Below are 20472 nucleotides of genomic sequence, written 5' to 3' on the forward strand. Positions count from 1 at the left end.
GCGGATATTAAGTATGAAAAGAAGGGAGCCAGATAAGCTCCCTTAAACTTGATCTCTACAAGACACGTTGGATGTATTCTGCAGCTTCCAAGTACCGTTGTTCTAGCTCGTCGCGATATTTAATAAGTTGATCGCTGTTGAGTTTTTCTTCTTTACAATGGGCTTCGAACGCTTCGGCACATTCAGCCACTTTTTCCGCGCCGATTGTTTTGGAAATTGATTTCAATTGATGGCAAGCGGCTACGATCTCTTCCTGGCTCATGCTAATGACCGCACCGTTAATATCCCGAGTTAGTTGACTGCTTTGCTCTAAATACATTCGAAAGAAGCGGGTTCTTTTGGCGGTATCATTATTCACATATTTATTTAGCATTTCGAGGTTAATAGGCGCTGTTTCTGGACTTTCAAGAGACAGTGGGGCTGACTCATCTGCCGCATCCGCAGTATCAGTATGGGTTGAATCAATGAAATCAGCGCTATCATCTTGTTGAGCTTCTGGGCTTTGTTGCTCTCCAAAGTATTTTTTTAACGTCTGTTCTAGCACATTCAACTCTACAGGTTTGGTAATGTAATCATTCATACCTGCTGCTTCACAGCGCTCACGCTCTCCCTGTAAGGCGTTAGCCGTGACTGCAATAATATAAGGCTGTTGGTGCGGATAATCTGCTTGTTCAGCCAATTCCCTAATTTTCTTGACCATGTCATAGCCAGACATTTTTGGCATATGTAAGTCGGTTAGGATGATTGGCGAGTGGGATTGTTGCCAAAGGGCTAAACCTTCTTCGCCGTTTTCTGCAACTTCAACACCATAGCCCAACAGGTGTAATTGATCGGTCAATACTTGCTGGTTAAGTATATTGTCTTCAACTAGTAGTACTAGCCTATTTTTTTCTCTGGCATCATCAATACTTAAAAAGTCGTTGAGCGTATGTGTTGGCCTCAGTTCTTTAGGCTTGTGTAACCCTGCAGCCACTAAAATAGATATGATAAAACTAGATTTACATAAAGGGGCTGCATTGAGATAGAAAATACTGCTGTGATTGAGCGCGGCTTCATCCATCTTGCTGAGTACAACCGCTTGTTGGCTATTTTTTTCCAGAGAATAAATAACGGTTCTTAATTCCTCGTTGACTTCTTCCATGCCATCTAAACCATCTAATACCCAAATTAGACCATCTTCGTGTTGAATATCGGCAATCTCTTTTTTGTCTTCAACGTGAACTATCTGAGCACCAATAAATGAAAGGTATCGGGATAGGGTTGTTCGTCTAGCGGCATTTGGTGTGAGTACCGCTACTTTGTGGTGATTAAGTTCACCTTTATGCGCGTATTGGATTTTGCCATTGACACTAAACGGTAACTCGACAACAAACTCGCTTCCCATCCCTATATCTGAGGTAACATTAATAGTGCCAAGCATCAGCTCTACTAGACTTTTACAGATGGATAGACCTAACCCAGTACCACCATATTCACGAGTAATAGATCCTTCAGCTTGAATAAATGGATTAAAGATCTCTCGCAGTTGTGCTTGGGTCATCCCCTTACCATTGTCGGTAACGGTAAATCTGAGGGTGAAATGTTCAGAGGTGTTTTGTGCAACCTCAACGGAGATACGTACGTAGCCTTGGTGGCTCTCATCCGTTGTAGTAAATTTAATGGCATTACTACATAGGTTATACAACACTTGTCTAACTCTTACGGCATCACCGACAAGGTTGGTTGGAATATCGGGAGCGATACAAAGTTGCAAATCGAGTTTTCGCTTTTTCGCCACTGAAGATAATACTCGAGCTACTTCTTCGGTGGTTTCGGTCACTGAAAACTGGCTGTTATCAATACGTAGTTTTCCAGCTTCAATTTTAGAAAAATCGAGGATATCATCCAAAATACCCAACAGCGAAAAGGCTGAATCACGGATGATTGTCGTAAGTCTATGCTGTGCCCCATCTAGATCTGTTTGCCTTAATAAGTCGATCGTTCCAATCACGCCATTCATCGGTGTTCTTATCTCGTGACTCATTGTGGCTAAAAATGTGGTTTTGGCCTCACTGGCTCGTTCTGCGTTTAGGGTTGCTTTTTCCAACGCCAGTGTTCGAGCTTGCACTTCTGTTTCTAAGCTTTCCTGTAACTGTTTTAACTCTTTATGAATGGCTAAGTCGCTTTCTAAAGCAGCTTGCACATTTTTAAGCAATTTGTTGACGGCATTTGCGAGGGCATCAACACCCGGAATATGGTTGGTGGTGACTCTCGCATTGAAATTACTGTCTTTGGCGATGCTTAAAAGTTCACTCTCTAAATTCGCACATTCGTCGGTAACACTGGCGCAAGTTTTTCTTCTGATAAAGAGGCTAAGTAATAAAGACAGAACAACAACAGAGGCAAACAACGTATAACTCAACACTTCATTGCCTGATGTAGAAGCAATTTCCTCATGAGGGGTATAAGAAAGGATAAGTTCACCGACTATTTGGCCATCAACGGCTAAGGGGGTGTGATATACCAAGTGGCCACTTTTGTTATATTGCTCTTCTCTTACTAGCGCGGGAAGTGGTTGGGTTCCCTGAGTTTGATAGATAAGTGTGTTATTTCCCATCCCCGAATTCGCATACAGAAACACAGCAAGATTCTCATTGCCAATATCCAGTGAATTTACGATTCGTTTCGCTTGGCCGTAGCCTTGTTGAAGCATTATCATCGCGAGTGGTTCAGAAGCTAGATTTGCTTGCTGCTTTAGATCAGGAGTAGAAATGGTCGGCAGCGTCACAGATTTAGGTAAAAAGTAAGCTGCGGCTGCACCTAATACGCCTGCCAAAAGAAGCGACATAAATAGTAAAGGTACAAACCCTTTAATGTTATTTTTGAGGTTAGTTTGCATGCCTATTCCCAAAGCTGCTTATTATTATCTATCGTATGCCTAATCCTAACACCAACAACTGTGATTTACCTCCCGTTTTTGGTGGCCTTAAAGCAAGCAAAGTCGAGTTTAAAAGTAAAGCCAGTCTAAAAGAGGTGATGAAATGCAATATTTGCTCTGTATTAAGCAACTGAAGCAGATATATTGCGAGGTAGTTGTGATCGATATTAGCCACCTTAAAAGTATAAATAAGACCGTTTTTCCGTCGAAAAAGCTGCTTTTTACTCGGTTTGGGCGAAAACTGCTCAAACAGTAAAGTGATTTAAAAAAAGGGTTGACTTAGCACCTCAAAACTCGTTTAATACGCCGCACGCCCAGATGGCTCACTCAGTAGAGTCATAGGGGATGTTGGAAACTTTGATTGGTTTTCAACGATTAAAAAGATGACCAGATAGCTCATTCTGTAGGGTGTTTGGGATTCGTGTTGAAAATCCATGTTGGTTTTCAAGCTAAAAAATAGTATGCCCAGATAGCTCAGTCGGTAGAGCAGAGGATTGAAAATCCTCGTGTCGGTGGTTCGATTCCGCCTCTGGGCACCACTTTTAGGTGCGCCGACTTAGCTCAGTTGGTAGAGCAACTGACTTGTAATCAGTAGGTCATCCGTTCGACTCGGATAGTCGGCACCATTCCTGGCTTAGGAAAAAAACAAAGCAAAACTTTAGTATGCCCAGATAGTTCATTCAATAGAACGTTTGGGACTAGCATTGAAAATCCTCGTTGGTTTTCACGCAAAAAATAGTATCCCCAGATAGCTTAGTCAGTAGAGCATTCGGGGAGTATTGAAAATCCTTGCTGGTTTTCACGCAAAAGAATAGTATGCCCAGATAGCTCAGTCGGTAGAGCAGAGGATTGAAAATCCTCGTGTCGGTGGTTCGATTCCGCCTCTGGGCACCACTTTTAGGTGCGCCGACTTAGCTCAGTTGGTAGAGCAACTGACTTGTAATCAGTAGGTCATCCGTTCGACTCGGATAGTCGGCACCATTCCTGGCTTAGGAAAAAAACAAAGCAAAACTTTAGTATGCCCAGATAGTTCATTCAATAGAACGTTTGGGACTAGCATTGAAAATTCTCGTTGGTTTTCACGCAAAAAATAGTATCCCCAGATAGCTTAGTCAGTAGAGCATTCGGGGAGTATTGAAAATCCTTGTTGGTTTTCACGCAAAAAATAGTATGCCCAGATAGCTCAGTCGGTAGAGCAGAGGATTGAAAATCCTCGTGTCGGTGGTTCGATTCCGCCTCTGGGCACCATCTCCTCTCGCTTACAGCGCATTTTTAAAATACCGTTTCCTACAAAAACATCCGTTTCCTACAAAATCTATAACTTCGTCGCGCATGACGGAGGCGATTTAGCGAACGTTTGATAGCAAAAAACCGCGATATAGAAACTCAGATTAAGTTTGGCGACTTAAGTTTCCAACGCGGCTTTCATAAACATTTTACCAATTGTATTAAGTAAATGAGAATTTTTTAACGAAGCCAATATGGCATTTCATCCTTCTAATTGGATAGAGACTTAATACAATTGGTATTATACGGAAATTGTACGCTCCAACGTGCGGTTGGCATTTAAAACTTACCATTTGGATATTGACTCAAATAGTTAGTTGGGTTGATAACGTGTAATCGAATATATAAACACGGTGAGTGAACAAGTGTTGAGTAATATAAAATATCAGCTTCAGGGGCTTTTGCTCAGAAACCAAGATGGCAGTTTTGGTGTTTAAAGGCTAAGTATAAAAAACACTGGATCAGAATACTACACAGCTTGAGCAACGCAGTATGGTCTACAACCTGTTCAGCCACTCACACCACACCCTCGCTTTCTCATCGAACGCTGGCAGAGCGATGAATTACCCATTATTAATATGAAGTTCATTGTTTTTCAAATGCATAGTCAACACCTTTGTGAATAAGGTAAAAAATGATTGCGAAGATAGAAAAATCAAAAATGAAAAACATAACACTACTTAACTCTTTATCGTATAACCCTAGAAAAAAGAATAAAACTCTAGAAAGACAATAAGCGATTAAAAATTTCAAGACTACGTGTTTCATAACCCCTCCTAAATTAGAAAGTGATGAGGAGCTTCCTCATCACCTTGTTAGTATCAAGTTAAATGGTACCAAACCCAGCATTGGGTTCCGGCATAGATGGGTTTGCGCCCCATCCATTACCTACAGCGCTACTCCAGTAATCCACATATCTTGATATCACATAGTCCATAGCATGGCCTGCAGCCCAACCGATTACAACGCCATAAACACCGCCATTTACTTCCTGTACTTCATTGACATTTAATTTACGCATTATGTTATCCTTCACTTTTGGCCGACCTTATGTCGGGTCATTGATTTGCTCAGCTCATTAAAGCTGAGTAGTTGATAAGGCTGATTCTAGTGCACTTGTTAAAGTAGAATTATTGTCAGCCCATTTATCCCTACAAAGCACCAATACTGGAGCGTCGTCGGGAATTCTATCCTTTTCTTTCTTTAAATTATAAGTGCTATATCCAGTTTTTTATTTGTGTTTTTATTATGAGTTAACGCTTTCTTGTTGTTTTGTTGATCTGGTTTTTCTTTTTGATTAATAAAAATTAATGCGTTTTGGTTTTTATTATTGTTTATTTTAATTGACGAAAAGTAATTTTTAATTTTAAGTTATCTCGGGTTTATTTTTTAATAAACAGGTAAGTCGTCAGTTTTTTATTTTCTAACCTATACTCCTATTTGGAGTTGGTGAGTTGATTCATGTTATCTTTATAAAAAATAAAGTAATTAGTGCCTAAGAACAGCTCTAAATACATATGCTTAAATTAACAGAGTTAGAAATTTGAGTTTACCAAAAAGAGGGATTTGTAGCAGTGAAATCCATTTTGTTAAGCTCATTTCCGTTTGAGCAGTGTAACCTTAGGACATGATTAATAATGTTGCAAATGGAAAGTCACGATTATTTTATCAAATTTGATAACCTCCTAATAATTAGCTTTTTTAATTTGATAATGGCAACAGGGGCTGTAAATCTTGGCTGATGGCTTTAATAAGGTTATAGCTATCTTAGGCTACTGCTGTTCACAGTAGCCTCAAAATGGATAGCGTTTTGCCTATTACCTATCTATGTAAATCTCTGAAATTTTCAACCCAAAGTTTGGTGGCGCCGCATACCGCAACGGGCATTACCACTAAGTTGATAAATGGAATTGATGTCAGCACAAATACGGCAAACCCAAAACCATAAGAAAGGCCTTTTTTGCTTTTCAAGTCATGTTTCATACGATTGAAATGAACCTTATGGTTGTCAAAGGGGTAATCGTTGTATTGAACGCTATACATCCAGCATGTAAACATAACCCACAAAATTTGACCGACTACCGGTAACAACCACAGTAGGATGAAAAAACCAACCGCTCTCGGTAGATAGTAACAGAGCTTGGTCCATTCTCTGCCCAACATTCGGGGAACATCTCTTAATGTGTCAACCAGTCGATCGTCATTGACCGGTTGGTTAGTTAGATGAAGCTCAACTTTTTCAGCGAGTAAGCCATTGAAAGGTGCCGCAATAAAGTTAGTAACAACCGTAAAAACCATACTGTAGCTGAAAAGAATTATAAGAATCGCGATAGGCCACATTAGCCATTCTAGCCAACTCAACCAATTCGGCAACATCGCATTTATATAGTTAAAGCCCTGTGTTAACCAGTCAAAAAGAAAAAACAGGGAGGCACCAAACAATAAGATATTTATAGTTAAGGGTATGAATACAAAGCGCTTTAGCCCTTTTTGTGTAATCAATGAAAACCCAGCAATAAAATACTCTATGCCCTTAGATACTTGCACGGTAACCCCTCGTTACATGAATTATTTTTGGTATCTTGGCAGTATATCGTGTCTGCGGGCGAGTTCGATAATTTATTACGTAACAATTCTTATCAGTTACGCTTTTTGCGTTAACAAGAACAAAGATTAATCAAAGAAAATTGATAAGCTTACCGCGTTGAACAAAATAACTACTTGTAAACTTGGCAAGCAGTCCATACACTTAAACGTAGCAAGTAGTTAAGGGTTCTTAGTATTATGCGTTTCGCACATTGGATTATCACAGTATTTATGTTGAGTCTGTTGACGCTGTCAACGGTCGGCATTGCTGAGTGTGATACTACAATGGCTGACGTAACCATTATTACGGATCCAGATAACAACAGCCTTGATATTGATCACGACCAGTTAACGGTTGACGTATTAACTCAGTTTTATCCACTTGCTTTCTTAACAACTCAAGACGCAACACAATCAACAGTTGCGACTCGCCATCACACCACAGCTATACGGGCGCCACCAGTTTCAAATTAATCACTTAGTTATTTGTTGTGCTTATTAATTTGAATTGAGAGGTGTGTGTCATGAACACTTATACTGTATTGAAAACGCAAACTGCGTCCGATTTCTGTCTTGTAGAAAAAAATCTTCCAGTTTGCCCTACTGAAAACCTAGAACAAGCTCCAGCGCATTGCCTGATGCACAATTTGCATCTCACTCCGATGCAGCATGTAGATGAAAATGCCAGTGTAGATGAAGCGATTATCGTGTTAGAAAGAACCCATAGGCGCGCAAGCTTTGTTGTTAATCGCGATGAACAACTAATTGGTATTATTTCAAATGCTCGGCTCGGTAGTCGTTATATCCTTAGTATTGCTGCTAAAAGGGGGTGTGAGCGCAAAGATTTGACGGTGAGTGACATTATGTTGCCATTGCATCAAGTGAAGCAGATCCCAATTAAACAGCTCAATAAAGCGTTAGTAGGTGATGTGCTAAAAACCATGATTGTAGATGGTTGTGACTATTTATTAGTAACCGATGAGCAGGGATCACAACCGATAGGTTACTTTGATCGAATTGATACGCTAAAAGCCTGTGGTAAAGCAGTAAATTCTTTAAAGCCAGCTACTAATTTCAGCGAGATAATGGGAACTGTATTGCACCATGCTGAAATCTGATTTTGTTCCAAAAGTTAAAATGTAAGTTAAAGTTAGCAAAGGCGCCCCAAGCGCCTTTTTTCATTTTTGGTCTGGCTCCCGCAATGCTATTTTATATTTTTTGATAAACCAATATACGAATGGCGCTTCAATGATAGAAAAAGCAACAATGCTAAAGATGACCCAATTACTATCAAAAAATAACAACGAGAAAGCGGTGTCGCTGTTGTAGTAGAGGCTAGCTGCCACGGCCAGTGATACTCCGGTAGCGAGCAAGTCTTGCTTAGCTAAGGAAGCGATGGACTTTTCTTTCAATCGAGGATAAATGAACAAATAAGCAATACTTAAGATCACAAGGTTGAGCAGTAGTAGGGTTGTTTCCGGAGTCATGTCACTTTTGTTCCCAATCATTGTTATTGTGAAAAGATATCACAAATATCCATTCTAGCTCTGCGAATTATCGTGCACTTCGTTATAATGAGCACTGACTTGATTGAGGTGGACATGATCTCTAAAAACCAACAAAAATTACTCCGTTCGTTAGGGCAAAAGAAATATCGCAAACAGCAAGGTTTGTATTTGGTCCAAGGCGAGAAAAACGTGCTTGAGTTACTGTCGGCAAAAATAGCGGTACAGCAATTGTTCGTTACTCCCGAATTTATCAGTAAACACAATAAGTTATTACAAGGTCTGGAATACACCGAAACAACAGAAGACGTGCTTTGCAAAGTAAGTACATTGGTATCCAATAATGCAGCAATCGCAGTGACAAGCATCCCTGTACAGCCAAAAATTGATACCTCTGGTTTAGTCTTAGCGTTAGATGGAGTTTCTGATCCTGGCAATTTAGGTACGATCATTCGTGTCGCTGATTGGTACGGTCTAAAGCAAGTGATTGTTAGTGAAAACTGTGCCGATCAATTTAATCCTAAGGTTATTAGTGCCACCATGGGTTCATTTGTGCGTGTAGATGTGGTTAGAACCGAGCTATGCGAATTTTTGGCCGCTTACCAAGGCGATGTTTACGGAGCATTTCTTGGTGGAGAAAACGTACACCAGTGTCAATTTAATGAAAAAGCAGTGCTGGTGATGGGAAGCGAATCTCATGGTATTAGTCGCACCGTGGAAAAATACATAACCAAGAAAGTAACCATTCCAAATTTTGGTGGCGCAGAGTCATTGAACGTTGCAATGGCGAGCGGAATTATACTGGATAACATAAAGCGGCAATTTACATAACTTCATAGATATTCAGCATAAATTATTTTATTCTGACAAACGAGCCACTCCATCGAGACAGGAAAATAACGAGAATCAATGCGCCTAAGCAGTATTAAACTGGCTGGTTTTAAATCCTTTGTGGAGCCAACAAAAATACCATTTCCAGATCAAATGACCTGCGTCGTTGGTCCGAATGGTTGTGGCAAATCCAACGTGATTGATGCTGTTCGCTGGGTGCTGGGCGAAAGTTCGGCAAAGAATTTACGTGGCGATGCCATGACCGATGTTATTTTTAATGGTTCGACTAAGCGTAAGGCAATTTCTCAAGCCTCTGTTGAGCTTATTTTTGACAATACCCAAGGTCGTCTGCCGGGGACCTTCGCTGATAGAACTCAAATTGCTATTAAACGGTTGGTAACTCGTGATGGTCAGTCGCTCTACTTTTTAAATGGTAGTAAATGCCGGCGGCGTGATATCACTGATATTTTTCTTGGTACAGGTCTTGGCCCGAGAAGCTACGCGATTATTGAACAAGGCATGATCTCTCGGCTTATTGAGAGTAAACCTCAAGAGCTAAGAATATTTTTAGAAGAAGCTGCAGGGATTTCTAAATACAAAGAGCGCAGACGCGAAACACAAACTAGAATCAAAAGCACCAAAGAAAACCTAGAACGTTTGCTTGACGTTCGTCAAGAGCTACAAAACCAGTTAGATAAGTTAGAGCTACAAGCGCAGCAAGCGGGTACGTATAAAGCCTTAAAACAACAAGAGCGAGATTTAAAAGCATGGATAGCTGTACTTAAGTGGCAGAGCTTGCAGCAAAAGCAGATGGCAAAATCACAAGCAATAGAAAAGCTAAACGAGCAATTGGCATTTTATAATGAGGCAAACTCTGGTCACAGTGATGTTTTAGCCAGCTTAGAGCAAGAGATCAGGCACTTTGATGACGGCTATCAACAGGCTCTATCAGGCCTCCATAAAATTGAAACTCAACTCGCTTCAACTGAGCAACAAAAGCACCATCTAGCAGAAAAGTTACGTCAACTGAATGAGCTAATAGAAAAGCTTACCGAACAAGTTCATGTGGTGCATGACGAACTCAATACACAGCAAGAGATGACAGACGCAAGCGAACAGCGCATCCTTGAAGTGACTGAAGCTCTGGATATTGCAGAGTTAGCGGTTGAAGAAATTAACGAAAAAATAGAACAACAACAGCTTTGTACATTAGAAAGTGAAGAGGTAAATAAGCGCTTACTTTCAGAACTTAGAGAATTACAAAGCCAGCTTGGTCAACGACAACAACATCAAGCTAAGTTACAACAGAACTCATTACATGTAGAAGAGAAGCTAGTTAGCTTAGGCAATGAACTACAAACATTAGAATCGCACAATCCAGCACATGAAAAAGCTAATCAGCAACAAACTCATCAGCAGCTAACCACCACAATGGCAGGGTTACAAAGACAGGCGCAACAGTGTGAGCAATCGTTAACTAATCTATCCAAGCAATGCCAGCAACAACAAAGCGTGGTGGATGAAAAGCGCGGCAACGTACAAAGTAATGAATTGGAAATTAAGTCATTGCAACAATCTATTGAGTTACCTGAGTCGGACAACGCCAAAGCGATGCTGTCACAGTTGGTTGCTGAAAAGGGCTTTGAAGACTGTGTTGAAGCCGCGCTGCTTGGTCTATCGCACTTGCAGGTTGGCCACGAAGGTGTAAATGTTGTTAAAGATGTGCAATTAACCCCAACACCTGGCTCTGTTGCAGAAAAAATACAACAAGGTGTCTATCCAACCTTGTTATGTAAACTACAGTTAATTGAAAAAGAAGAATATATTCCCAGCGAGGAATTCATTGCTGGGGTGACCCCGCAGGGAGTCATTGTTGGCGAAAACTTTAAAGCCATATTAAGCGGAGACAATCAAGTTGGAACACTCAAGCGCCTAGCAAAACTTGAGCAGTGCCAACAAATGCTTCCAGGCTTGCGCAAAGAGTTAGAGTGCTCTGAGTCTGAACTTAAAGAATTACATTTAAAGGCTGATAATGCGCGTGCTGAGCTGGGTGCTGTGCAAGAGCAAGTCCATGCGCAAGCACAAGCCGTGACTGCCAGCAAAACTAAGCTGGAAATGCTGGAATCACAATTAGCCAGTTGGCAACACACAAAAAATAAACTTATCGAGCAAAAGCAAAGTCTTGAAGAAGAACTTGAAAAAGTGAGTGAAGACTTACTTGTTGAAGATGAAAAGTTACTTGAAGTAGAACAAAGACTGGCAACTTTTATAGAGCAGCAAACTCAGTCAGAGCAGCAGCTACAGCACCATAACCGGGAATTACAATCGCTTAGGGTTACGCAGCAGTCAACACAAAATGCAGCGCATCAAGCTAAGCTTAAAATGCAGCAAGTACAAAGTGAGCGCCAACTTAGTGAATCAAAGCTGACCAGTTTGAAGTTACGAGTTGAAGACTTTGAAAGTCGTTTACGGCAAGCTCAGCAGGATGTATTGCTTTGCGAAGAGCCGTTAGCAGAAGCGACGGAAGAAATTGAACGCTTACTTGTTCAGCATGTTGAACAAGGTGAGCGCAAGCAGCAATTATTAGACTCGTTGGAACAGGCCAAACATGCTTTAGTAGAAAAACAAAAAGCATTAAAAGATGTTGAAGGCGAAGCTTCAAAACTCACTGAACAGCTACAACAACTGAAGTTAGAAGAACAAAGCCTAATGATAAAAGCGCAAAGCGCGCTAGAACCTTTACAAGAGTTACAAAGAACATTAAAAACGGAGCTGGAATCTTTACCTGAAGATGCAAACTTGAGTCAGTATCAAGCAACACTAACAAACGTTACCTCCGATATTGGACGTCTAGGTGCGGTAAACCTTGCAGCTATTGACGAGTTTGAGGAAGCGAAAGCACGTAAATTATATCTTGATAATCAGTTAGATGACTTGATGGCTGCTTTGGATACACTGGAAACAGTAATCAAAAAAATAGATAAAGAGACTAAAACCCGTTTCAGCGTGACCTTTAATCAGGTGAATGAAGATCTCGCTGAATTATTTCCAAAAGTATTTGGGGGTGGGAGCGCGTACTTAGAATTGACCAGTGATGATTTGCTGGAAAGCGGTGTGAGCATCATGGCAAGGCCGCCAGGAAAGAAAAACTCAACAATTCACTTGTTAAGTGGTGGAGAAAAAGCGCTGACCGCATTATCATTGGTATTTTCAATATTCAGGCTCAATCCAGCCCCTTTTTGTATGCTGGATGAGGTAGATGCGCCTTTGGACGATGCCAATGTCGGTCGTTTTTGCCGGCTAGTGGAAGAAATGTCGCAAACGGTGCAATTTATTTATATCAGTCATAACAAAGTCGCGATGGAAATGGCGGGTAGACTGACGGGGGTTACCATGGCGGAACCGGGTGTGTCTCGTATGGTAGCCGTAGATATAGAGCAAGCAGTGCAGATGGCACAGGCATAACAACAAGAAAGGTGAGCAATGGCCACAGAATTAAGATGGGCATTAATTGTGATCAGTGCGCTGATCATAGGCGGGTTACTCATTCATGGACTTTGGTCAGTTAGGAAAAAAGAAGCTGAAAATAAGCTGAGTAGTCAGCCTGATCCGGACTCTGAAGTTAACAGAGAAACAACGGATGAACCTGAGTTGGGTGAAATGGCCTTCAGCGCTGTTGATGAGGAACGTAGTGAGCATTTTGAAGTAGAACTTCAAACTGAGTCTAGCGAGACGAATGATGCTCAAACTGAAACCGAAGACTCTGCGGCCGCTGAACCCCAAGATTTTATTATTTTGCACGTGCAAATGCCTGAAGGCCTGACGATGGCCGGTTCTCGTTTATTACCGACAGTATTAAGTCTAGGTTTTAAATATTCAGAAGAAGGCTTTTTTAACCGCCACCTTGAACCGTCAGGGAATGGCCCAGTGTTGTTCCGTTTGGTAAATATGTACAACCCTGGCACCTTTGATATTGATAACATGGAACAGTTTAGCACTGCTGGTGTGAGTCTATTTATGACTCTACCTTGTGAAGGTGATAACTTGGCTGCATTTAATATGTTGCACAGTGCGTCGAAAAAACTGGCTGAGGAATTTGGCGCGACCGTACTCGATAGTAATAGAGAACCATTGACGGTAGAAGCTGTGCGCGGATATGTTGAGAAAGTAAGAGAATTTGCCGCTTAACTTCAGTTGGTTAGAGCTATTTATACCAACACTGTTGGTAGTATTAAGCCACTGCCTTAATGTCAGTGGCTTTTTGTATTTAAGAGGTCCAGATGTCAAACACGATTGAAAGCGAAATTACGGCACTTAGAGCGCAACTAGAAGACTATAACTATCAATACTATGTGATGGATAAGCCAACAGTTCCCGACGCTGAATATGATCGTTTAATGCGCCAATTGATTGCGCTAGAACAACAAAACCCGGAGTTTCAAAGTGCAGATTCGCCATCACAAAAAGTGGGCGGTGAGGCGTTAAGTAAATTTGAACAGGTGACTCACCGTTTACCGATGCTTTCGCTAGATAATGCATTTGATGAAGCTGAATTTACAGCATTCAACCGACGTATCAAAGAGCGGTTACTGGTAAACGATGACCTACCGTTTTGCTGTGAACCAAAGTTGGATGGGCTGGCTGTATCAATTTTGTATCGGGATGGTGTATTAGTCCAAGCAGCTACCCGTGGTGACGGCCAAGTCGGCGAAAACATCACTGAAAATGTGAAAACAATCCGTAATGTACCGTTAAAGCTGCGTGGCGATAATATCCCACAAGAGCTTGAAGTACGTGGTGAAGTTTTTATGGATTCAGCAGGCTTTGCAAAGCTAAATGAGCAAGCCTTTGCCAAAGGTGAGAAAACGTTCGCTAACCCAAGAAATGCGGCAGCAGGGAGCTTGCGCCAACTCGATTCTAAAGTCACAGCCAAACGGCCACTAATGTTTTATTCCTATTCAGTGGGACTTGTTGAAGGCGCTGAGTTAGCTGCTGAGCACTTTGCACAACTTCAGCAACTCAAGGCTTGGGGACTACCTATGTGCCCAGAAACCAAATTAGTACAAAATGCAGAGCAAGCTTTGCAATATTACGCTGACATCCTAGCGCGCCGAGCTGAACTTGATTATGAAATAGATGGCGTAGTGATCAAAGTCAATAGCAAGCTTTATCAGGAGCAGCTTGGCTTTGTTGCAAGGGCGCCGAGATGGGCTATTGCATACAAGTTTCCTGCACAAGAAGAAGTGACTAAGTTAATTGATGTCGAATTTCAGGTTGGGCGTACAGGGGCAATCACACCAGTAGCTAGGTTAGAGCCGGTATTTGTCGGCGGTGTAACCGTTTCTAATGCGACTTTACATAATGGTGATGAAATTGCGCGCTTAGGCGTAAAAATAGGCGATACCGTAATTATTCGACGAGCTGGAGACGTGATCCCTCAGGTCACACAGGTTGTGCTTGAAAGACGCCCAGACGATGCGAAAGAAATATCGTTTCCTGCGACGTGTCCGGTATGTGATTCTCATGTTGAGCGTGTAGAAGGTGAAGCGGTTGCTCGTTGTACAGGTGGTCTTGTTTGTCGAGCACAAAGAAAAGAAGCGATTAAACACTTTGCGTCGCGTAAAGCGCTGGACATCGATGGCTTAGGTGACAAAATCGTTGAGCAGCTGGTAGAGCGAGAGTTAATAAAAACACCAGCTGATTTGTTTGTGTTACGACAGGGACATATTGAGTCGCTGGAAAGAATGGGTCCTAAGTCGGCTAAAAACCTAGTCGCGGCGCTTGAAGCTGCAAAACAGACAACATTAGCGAAGTTTCTTTACTCATTGGGAATTAGGGAAGTTGGTGAGGCAACCGCACAAAACTTAGCAAGTCACTTCGCTACGCTTGAAAATGTGATGAATGCCTCCATTGATAGCTTACAAGAAGTCAATGATGTCGGTGTGGTAGTAGCGCAGCATATTCATAGCTTTTTTGCGGAGCCGCATAATCAAGAGGTCGTTAGCGCACTTATCGATGTTGGAGTCAGCTGGCAGGTTGTGGAGCAGAAATCACAAGATGAGCAACCGCTTGCGGGATTGACTTATGTGCTTACAGGGACACTAAACCAGTTAAACCGCAACGATGCTAAAGCTCGATTACAAGCGTTAGGCGCTAAGGTTGCGGGCAGTGTATCAAAAAATACCGATGCGTTGTTTGCTGGTGAAAAAGCGGGCTCAAAATTAACCAAAGCTCAAGACTTAGGTGTTAACGTTTTTGATGAAGATGCATTGATTGCATTGCTTGCAGAGCATGAAGCATAGCCACACGTGAGATAACAATGAAGCAGCAAAGATATGGTCCAGAATATTGGGATAAATACGGTGTTTACAGGACGCCTATCGCATTTAATTTTGCGCTATTGGTGCTGCTTCGACCGTTTTTCCTTTGGTTAGTATCTGCACTGACTTGGCGTCCAGATTTAGATCTGATGTCGCTATTCTTTAATACTAAATCGGATTTTTTTATTTCATCGGCTATTGCGACGATAGCAGTTGTTCCAGCTGTTATTTTCTCCATGAGAAGACCAACGAGTTCACCTAAACTTGCAAAAGTATGGCGGTTTATGCGTTTACCGCTGATTATTTCCGCTAGCCTGGATTTAGTTTGGTTGATTGTTCAGGCTTCAAAGTTCCATTATCACTTTTCTGCGTATATTGCAGTGCAAGCAGTATTGGTGATTTGGACGTTACTTTATTTAATGAGAAGCCGATATCTGAGTCATTTTTTTGCAGATTGGCCAGAGCCTGAAGCAAAAAAATAGTGGGTCTAAATTTCTAGCAAATTGGGGAGTGAATAACACAATGTTAAAGTGGATAGATATTTTAAATTTTGCTCGTAATGGTAATCCTACAGCGCCGCGACGAGTAGAAAAAACACCTCAACAGTGGCAAGAGCAACTATCAACTGAAGTTTATTCGATCACCCGTGAAAAAGGAACGGAAAGACCTTTTAGCTCGGGTAGCTGCACGGTATTCGAACCAGGGCAATATTACTGTGTATGCTGTGATGAGTTGCTATTTGATGGCCAAGAAAAGTTCGACAGTGGTTCTGGTTGGCCTGCTTTCACACAGCCTGCAAATATTGCTTCTATAAAATACGATGCAGATTATTCGCATGGAATGAAAAGAGTTGAGATATGCTGTAATGTTTGCGATAGCCACTTGGGACACGTATTTCCCGATGGGCCAGAGCCTAGTGGATTACGTTACTGTGTTAACGCACTCTCCCTAGTTAAAAAATAATTTGCGCTACATGTACTCTAACCCCATCTCTTTAAGGCGGTTAAGCAAGTTTGCAAATCGCTCTTGCTGTTCTTTGTCTAACACGCTTTCACTTAATAGGGTGTAACAACGTTTGGCGAGTTGGGTGTTAAAAGTACCTCCATTTCTAGCTGTGCTGTCGCACAAACACTGTAATAAGTTCAAGGCGATACTGAGGTTTTTCGGCATAATACGAAATGCTTGAGTGAAAGCCTCTAAAGCGGTTTCTAGGTGACCTTTTTTGAATTGGGTGACCGCATGGTTGTTTAATTCTTTAGGGCCCATGGTAATTTCTTGCTTTTCTTTTCTTTGTTGATACAACAGTTGCATGGTCACCGAATCCGTTTTGCTGCCTTTACGCTCGCAATGGTCAATAACTTGATTATATAAATTTTGTGCTTTACTGCTCAGGCCGACTTCATGGTAAGCTTTGGCTTTATCCAAGGTGTCGTCAATAGAACGGATCATCGGTTCATCATCTATCTGCTCAAGTAACTGTTTTGCCTTTTTATGCTCATCTTTCAAATAGTGCATTCTGGCATGCAGCACGTCGATTTGCTCTTGATTGTTCAAATTTGGAAATTGTTGTTTGAGCTCTGTCAAGTATTGCTGAGTTTGCCGAGTTAATCGGGTTATCTGTTCACCTTGCTCGGTACTGAGCGCGAGATCAATGCCTGCTCTGGCTGCGTTGAGGTAGACTTCAGGGCTGTCATGAATGGAGTGCTTTGCAAGCATAGCGATATCTTTATGTGCTCTGTACCTAACTTCATAGTCGTGATTTAGCTCAGCAACTCGGCTTAACGACTTTTGTCTATCTATGTTGCGCGGAGCAATATCGATGGCTTCTTGCAGCAGAGATTGGGCTCGTTCGTATTGATTGAGTTTGATCTCTAATTTGCTTAGCAAATCGAGCGCAGGTAAACGCGTGTCTTGCTTTTCTATCATGCTTTTCAGCATCTGCTGAGCCAGTACGTCCTCGTTGTTTTTAATTAGGGTTTCTACAAGGCCAAGCTTAGCCCAAGTGAACTTTTGCAATGATAAAATTGACTTATAAAATTGTTTTGCGTCTTCAAGTTGATTGAGTTGAACAAGTAGTTCTCCTTTCAGCTTAAGCAATAATGGCGCGTAGTGGTGATCCTCGTTTTCTAGTTCTTCATTAATAGTTTTTAATGCTTTTGAGTGATTACCATCATCTATTAAATTAAAGATCTTTCCGAGGGATTGTTTTCTTTTTAAAACCTTATCGATACGTGCTTTAAGCTCTTTGATGGTAAATGGCTTCACTAAAAAGTCATCTGGTTGTAATTCTAAAACACTGTGGACTAACTCAGGACTCGTTTCTGAAGAAATAAAGATAAATGCTGTAGACAAGCGAATAAGACGCTTACTCTTTAGTTCTTCATATAGCTGATAGCCATTTTGCTTTTTACTTAGGCCAAATGAACAAATGATCAAATCAAATTTAGTAAGTACGCACAGCTCTTTTGCTGTAGCGGCAGAATCAGCTAAGCGGAGAGACTTGAAGTTGAGTTGTTCCAAAGATTGTTTCATATAGCTCAACGCCAAAGGCTGATCTTCTATTATCAGAATTTTTGCGTCTTGTCTTGGATTGGCAGCCATATGTTTAGTTTTAATCCCCATACCTACTGATAAAGTCTAGTAAGCTTAGTGTTTTTTTGAAAATAAAAATCAGGTAACGCTCCATATAATCGAATCATTCATTGAAACTGAAAGTGCTATTTCAGGCTTACACTTTTGCAAATGACTTGCAGGTACTGTATTTAGTTCGTTAACCGCTAATGCGAAACTCATTAAATTTGAGCAACAGCAATACCAATCCTCATTAATAACTCACTTCATTAAGTAGATTGGTATAAAAACAATTTTAGCTAATACAAACCAATAGGGGATGATATTTGAACAATAATTTAGACAGGAGTGGAAAAGTTGAAGTTGCAAGTTTTAGTTTGCTCTAAATCGGGGGATGTTTTTTGCAATATCAAGATGATGGGTTGTACTGGAGTGTAGCCGGAAACCCTCGCCTTCTTGTGAAAGAGGGTGGTGATGTTTTAGGAACATCAAAATGGTGGGTTGTACTGGACTTGAACCAGTGACCCTCGCCTTGTAAGGGCGATGCTCTCCCAACTGAGCTAACAACCCAAATTGTGTTCTTTCATTTAGCCACTTAAAGAATGAAGTGGTGGGATTTACTGGACTAAATTCAGTGACCCTCGCCTTCTTGTAAAAGAGGGCGGCGATGCTCTAGGAACATCAAAGTGGTGGGTTGTACTGGACTTGAACCAGGACCCTCGCCTTCTTGTAAAAGAGGGCGGCGATGCTCTAGGAACATCAAAATGGTGGGTTGTACTGGACTTGAACCAGGACCCTTGCCTTCTTGTAAAAGAGGGCGGCGATGCTCTAGGAACATCAAAGTGGTGGGTTGTACTGGACTTGAACCAGGACCCTCGCCTTCTTGTAAAAGAGGGCGGCGATGCTCTAGGAACATCAAAATGGTGGGTTGTACTGGACTTGAACCAGTGACCCTCGCCTTGTAAGGGCGATGCTCTCCCAACTGAGCTAACAACCCAAATTGTGTTCTTTAATTTAGCCACTTAAAGAATGAAGTGGTGGGTTGTACTGGACTTGAACCAGTGACCCTCGCCTTGTAAGGGCGATGCTCTCCCAACTGAGCTAACAACCCAAATTGTGTTCTTTCATTTAGCCACTTAAAGAATGAAGTGGTGGGGTTTACTAGACTAAATCCAGAGACCCTTGCCTTCTTGCTAAAGAAGGCGGTGATGCTCTAGGAACATCAAAATGGTGGGTTGTACTGGACTTGAACCAGTGACCCTCGCCTTGTAAGGGCGATGCTCTCCCAACTGAGCTAACAACCCAAATTATGTTCTTTAATTTAGCCACTTAAAGAATGAAGTGGTGGGTTGTACTGGACTTGAACCAGTGACCCTCGCCTTGTAAGGGCGATGCTCTCCCAACTGAGCTAACAACCCAAATTGTGTTCTTTAATTTATCCACTTAAAGAATGAAGTGGTGGGATTTACTGGGCTAAATCCAGTGACCCTCGCCATCTTGTAAAAGAGGGCGGCGATGCTCTAGGAGCATCAAAGTGGTGGGTTGTACTGGACTTGAACCAGTGACCCTCGCCTTGTAAGGGCGATGCTCTCCCAACTGAGCTAACAACCCGAGTTTTTTCAACAACGTTTGTCGTTGTGGGGCGGTATTATAGGTCTACTTGCAAAAGTGTCAACACAAAACTTTAAAAATTAGTACTGTTTGGTTTATTTATATCCACCTCAAAACGCTCTTCATTATAAGAGCAAATAAATCGGCCTGATTTAAATAGGAACAACGTGAAATGGAGATGTTTTCAAGCACACTTAACAGGAAGGGGGTATATTCATATCAACAAAAGCTGGGGAAAGTAAGTGTTGAAATAAGATAAATAAAAGCACCATTATTTTAAGTCCTTGTTAATCGTTGCTGATTTTTCGCACGTCCTTATATTACGACACTTAGCAGTCTGCATTAGGTTTGATAAAGATTTAGGCTGAAAGCAGTTTATCGCTTGATTATTAGGCATATTTGATCATATTCTACGCTTCCTGATTTAAAATGAATCAGTTAAGAAAAACTTTCGCAAAAGTTGTTGACTTTGTTTTTTGTGGTGCATAGAATGCGCCCCGCACTCAGCGATACAGGCTGTATTTTGAAGCCTGAATTATTGGGGCTATAGCTCAGCTGGGAGAGCGCTTGCATGGCATGCAAGAGGTCGACGGTTCGATCCCGTCTAGCTCCACCAAGTTCACTGAAGTGCATTAATGTCCTAGTACATATTCACCTTTCTTAGCCTCGAGTGCTAATTGAAGGGTGCGCTGTGTCCCCTTCGTCTAGAGGCCTAGGACACCGCCCTTTCACGGCGGTAACAGGGGTTCGAATCCCCTAGGGGACGCCACTTCCTAGAAGTGCAAAGCCAAAAAGCTCGTATGGTAAGAGTGTAAATAACCAGTCCTAGTGACACAGAATTTCA

At 41.6% G+C, this 20472-nt stretch carries 14 protein-coding genes and 13 tRNA genes; 15 read left to right on the plus strand and 12 right to left on the minus strand.

Going from position 1 to position 20472, the window contains the following annotated elements; genetic code table 11:
• Positions 1-55: 55 nt before the first annotated feature.
• The gene (locus ACSLBF_RS03460) at positions 56-2878 is read right to left on the minus strand and encodes an ATP-binding protein (protein WP_440055228.1); all 2823 of its coding nucleotides are present in this window, start codon (positions 2876-2878) and stop codon (positions 56-58) included.
• A gap of 502 nt (positions 2879-3380) precedes the next feature.
• Here ACSLBF_RS03460 and ACSLBF_RS03465 point away from each other — a divergent pair.
• The 5 genes from ACSLBF_RS03465 to ACSLBF_RS03485 all read left to right on the plus strand — a co-directional run bounded on the left by ACSLBF_RS03465 (position 3381) and on the right by ACSLBF_RS03485 (position 4165).
• Positions 3381-3456: transfer RNA gene (locus ACSLBF_RS03465), tRNA-Phe, on the plus strand.
• A gap of 11 nt (positions 3457-3467) precedes the next feature.
• Positions 3468-3543 (plus strand) — tRNA-Thr (locus ACSLBF_RS03470).
• Between the two features lie 192 nt (positions 3544-3735).
• Positions 3736-3811: transfer RNA gene (locus tag ACSLBF_RS03475), tRNA-Phe, on the plus strand.
• A gap of 11 nt (positions 3812-3822) precedes the next feature.
• Positions 3823-3898, plus strand: a tRNA-Thr gene (locus ACSLBF_RS03480).
• A 191-nt stretch (positions 3899-4089) separates the two neighbouring features.
• A tRNA-Phe gene (locus ACSLBF_RS03485) sits at positions 4090-4165 on the plus strand.
• Positions 4166-5030: 865 nt separating this feature from the next.
• Here ACSLBF_RS03485 and ACSLBF_RS03490 read toward each other — a convergent pair.
• Complete coding sequence (locus ACSLBF_RS03490) at positions 5031-5225, minus strand: hypothetical protein (protein ID WP_440055229.1); 195 nt, start codon at positions 5223-5225, stop codon at positions 5031-5033.
• Positions 5226-6025: 800 nt separating this feature from the next.
• Complete coding sequence (cysZ, locus tag ACSLBF_RS03495) at positions 6026-6751, minus strand: sulfate transporter CysZ (protein ID WP_440055230.1); 726 nt, start codon at positions 6749-6751, stop codon at positions 6026-6028.
• A 237-nt stretch (positions 6752-6988) separates the two neighbouring features.
• Between cysZ and ACSLBF_RS03500 the strand changes: the two genes are divergently transcribed.
• Both ACSLBF_RS03500 and ACSLBF_RS03505 read left to right on the plus strand, forming a co-directional pair.
• Positions 6989-7264 (plus strand): hypothetical protein, encoded by a 276-nt coding sequence (locus ACSLBF_RS03500; protein WP_440055231.1) that lies wholly within the window; start codon positions 6989-6991, stop codon positions 7262-7264.
• A 50-nt stretch (positions 7265-7314) separates the two neighbouring features.
• Positions 7315-7908 (plus strand): CBS domain-containing protein, encoded by a 594-nt coding sequence (locus ACSLBF_RS03505; protein WP_440055232.1) that lies wholly within the window; start codon positions 7315-7317, stop codon positions 7906-7908.
• Positions 7909-7968: 60 nt separating this feature from the next.
• On the opposite strand, the gene ACSLBF_RS03510 is transcribed toward ACSLBF_RS03505, so the two are convergent.
• Positions 7969-8277, minus strand: coding sequence for a hypothetical protein (locus tag ACSLBF_RS03510; protein WP_440055233.1), 309 nt, complete (start codon positions 8275-8277; stop codon positions 7969-7971).
• A 114-nt stretch (positions 8278-8391) separates the two neighbouring features.
• Between ACSLBF_RS03510 and ACSLBF_RS03515 the strand changes: the two genes are divergently transcribed.
• The 6 genes from ACSLBF_RS03515 to msrB all read left to right on the plus strand — a co-directional run bounded on the left by ACSLBF_RS03515 (position 8392) and on the right by msrB (position 16409).
• Positions 8392-9126, plus strand: coding sequence for a TrmH family RNA methyltransferase (locus tag ACSLBF_RS03515; RefSeq protein WP_440055234.1), 735 nt, complete (start codon positions 8392-8394; stop codon positions 9124-9126).
• 78 nt (positions 9127-9204) lie between these two features.
• Entirely contained in the window at positions 9205-12591 is a 3387-nt protein-coding gene (locus ACSLBF_RS03520) for a chromosome segregation SMC family protein (protein ID WP_440055235.1), read from the plus strand.
• 18 nt (positions 12592-12609) lie between these two features.
• On the plus strand, positions 12610-13314 hold the full coding sequence (gene zipA / locus ACSLBF_RS03525; RefSeq protein WP_440055236.1) for a cell division protein ZipA: 705 nt from the start codon (positions 12610-12612) through the stop codon (positions 13312-13314).
• Positions 13315-13406: 92 nt separating this feature from the next.
• A complete protein-coding gene (ligA, locus tag ACSLBF_RS03530) occupies positions 13407-15428 on the plus strand; it encodes an NAD-dependent DNA ligase LigA (RefSeq protein ID WP_440055237.1) in 2022 nt (673 codons plus the stop codon).
• A gap of 17 nt (positions 15429-15445) precedes the next feature.
• Positions 15446-15928 (plus strand): DUF2919 domain-containing protein, encoded by a 483-nt coding sequence (locus ACSLBF_RS03535; protein WP_440055238.1) that lies wholly within the window; start codon positions 15446-15448, stop codon positions 15926-15928.
• A gap of 40 nt (positions 15929-15968) precedes the next feature.
• Positions 15969-16409, plus strand: coding sequence for a peptide-methionine (R)-S-oxide reductase MsrB (msrB, locus tag ACSLBF_RS03540; protein WP_440055239.1), 441 nt, complete (start codon positions 15969-15971; stop codon positions 16407-16409).
• 6 nt (positions 16410-16415) lie between these two features.
• Here msrB and ACSLBF_RS03545 read toward each other — a convergent pair whose 3' ends face one another.
• From ACSLBF_RS03545 to ACSLBF_RS03580, 8 genes are all read right to left on the minus strand, one after another.
• Positions 16416-18068: a response regulator gene (locus tag ACSLBF_RS03545; protein ID WP_440055240.1), complete on the minus strand. Its 1653-nt coding sequence runs from the start codon at positions 18066-18068 to the stop codon at positions 16416-16418.
• 443 nt (positions 18069-18511) lie between these two features.
• A tRNA-Val gene (locus tag ACSLBF_RS03550) sits at positions 18512-18587 on the minus strand.
• Positions 18588-18648: 61 nt separating this feature from the next.
• The gene (locus ACSLBF_RS03555; RefSeq protein WP_440055241.1) at positions 18649-18933 is read right to left on the minus strand and encodes a hypothetical protein; all 285 of its coding nucleotides are present in this window, start codon (positions 18931-18933) and stop codon (positions 18649-18651) included.
• Between the two features lie 5 nt (positions 18934-18938).
• Positions 18939-19014, minus strand: a tRNA-Val gene (locus ACSLBF_RS03560).
• Positions 19015-19052: 38 nt separating this feature from the next.
• A tRNA-Val gene (locus ACSLBF_RS03565) sits at positions 19053-19128 on the minus strand.
• Positions 19129-19245: 117 nt separating this feature from the next.
• Positions 19246-19321 (minus strand) — tRNA-Val (locus ACSLBF_RS03570).
• A 38-nt stretch (positions 19322-19359) separates the two neighbouring features.
• A tRNA-Val gene (locus ACSLBF_RS03575) sits at positions 19360-19435 on the minus strand.
• A gap of 117 nt (positions 19436-19552) precedes the next feature.
• Positions 19553-19628: transfer RNA gene (locus tag ACSLBF_RS03580), tRNA-Val, on the minus strand.
• A 540-nt stretch (positions 19629-20168) separates the two neighbouring features.
• Between ACSLBF_RS03580 and ACSLBF_RS03585 the strand changes: the two genes are divergently transcribed.
• Positions 20169-20244, plus strand: a tRNA-Ala gene (locus ACSLBF_RS03585).
• Positions 20245-20321: 77 nt separating this feature from the next.
• A tRNA-Glu gene (locus ACSLBF_RS03590) sits at positions 20322-20397 on the plus strand.
• Positions 20398-20472 lie beyond the last annotated feature (75 nt).

Source organism: Pseudoalteromonas sp. T1lg65 (assembly GCF_051930985.1).
Lineage (GTDB): Bacteria > Pseudomonadota > Gammaproteobacteria > Enterobacterales > Alteromonadaceae > Pseudoalteromonas.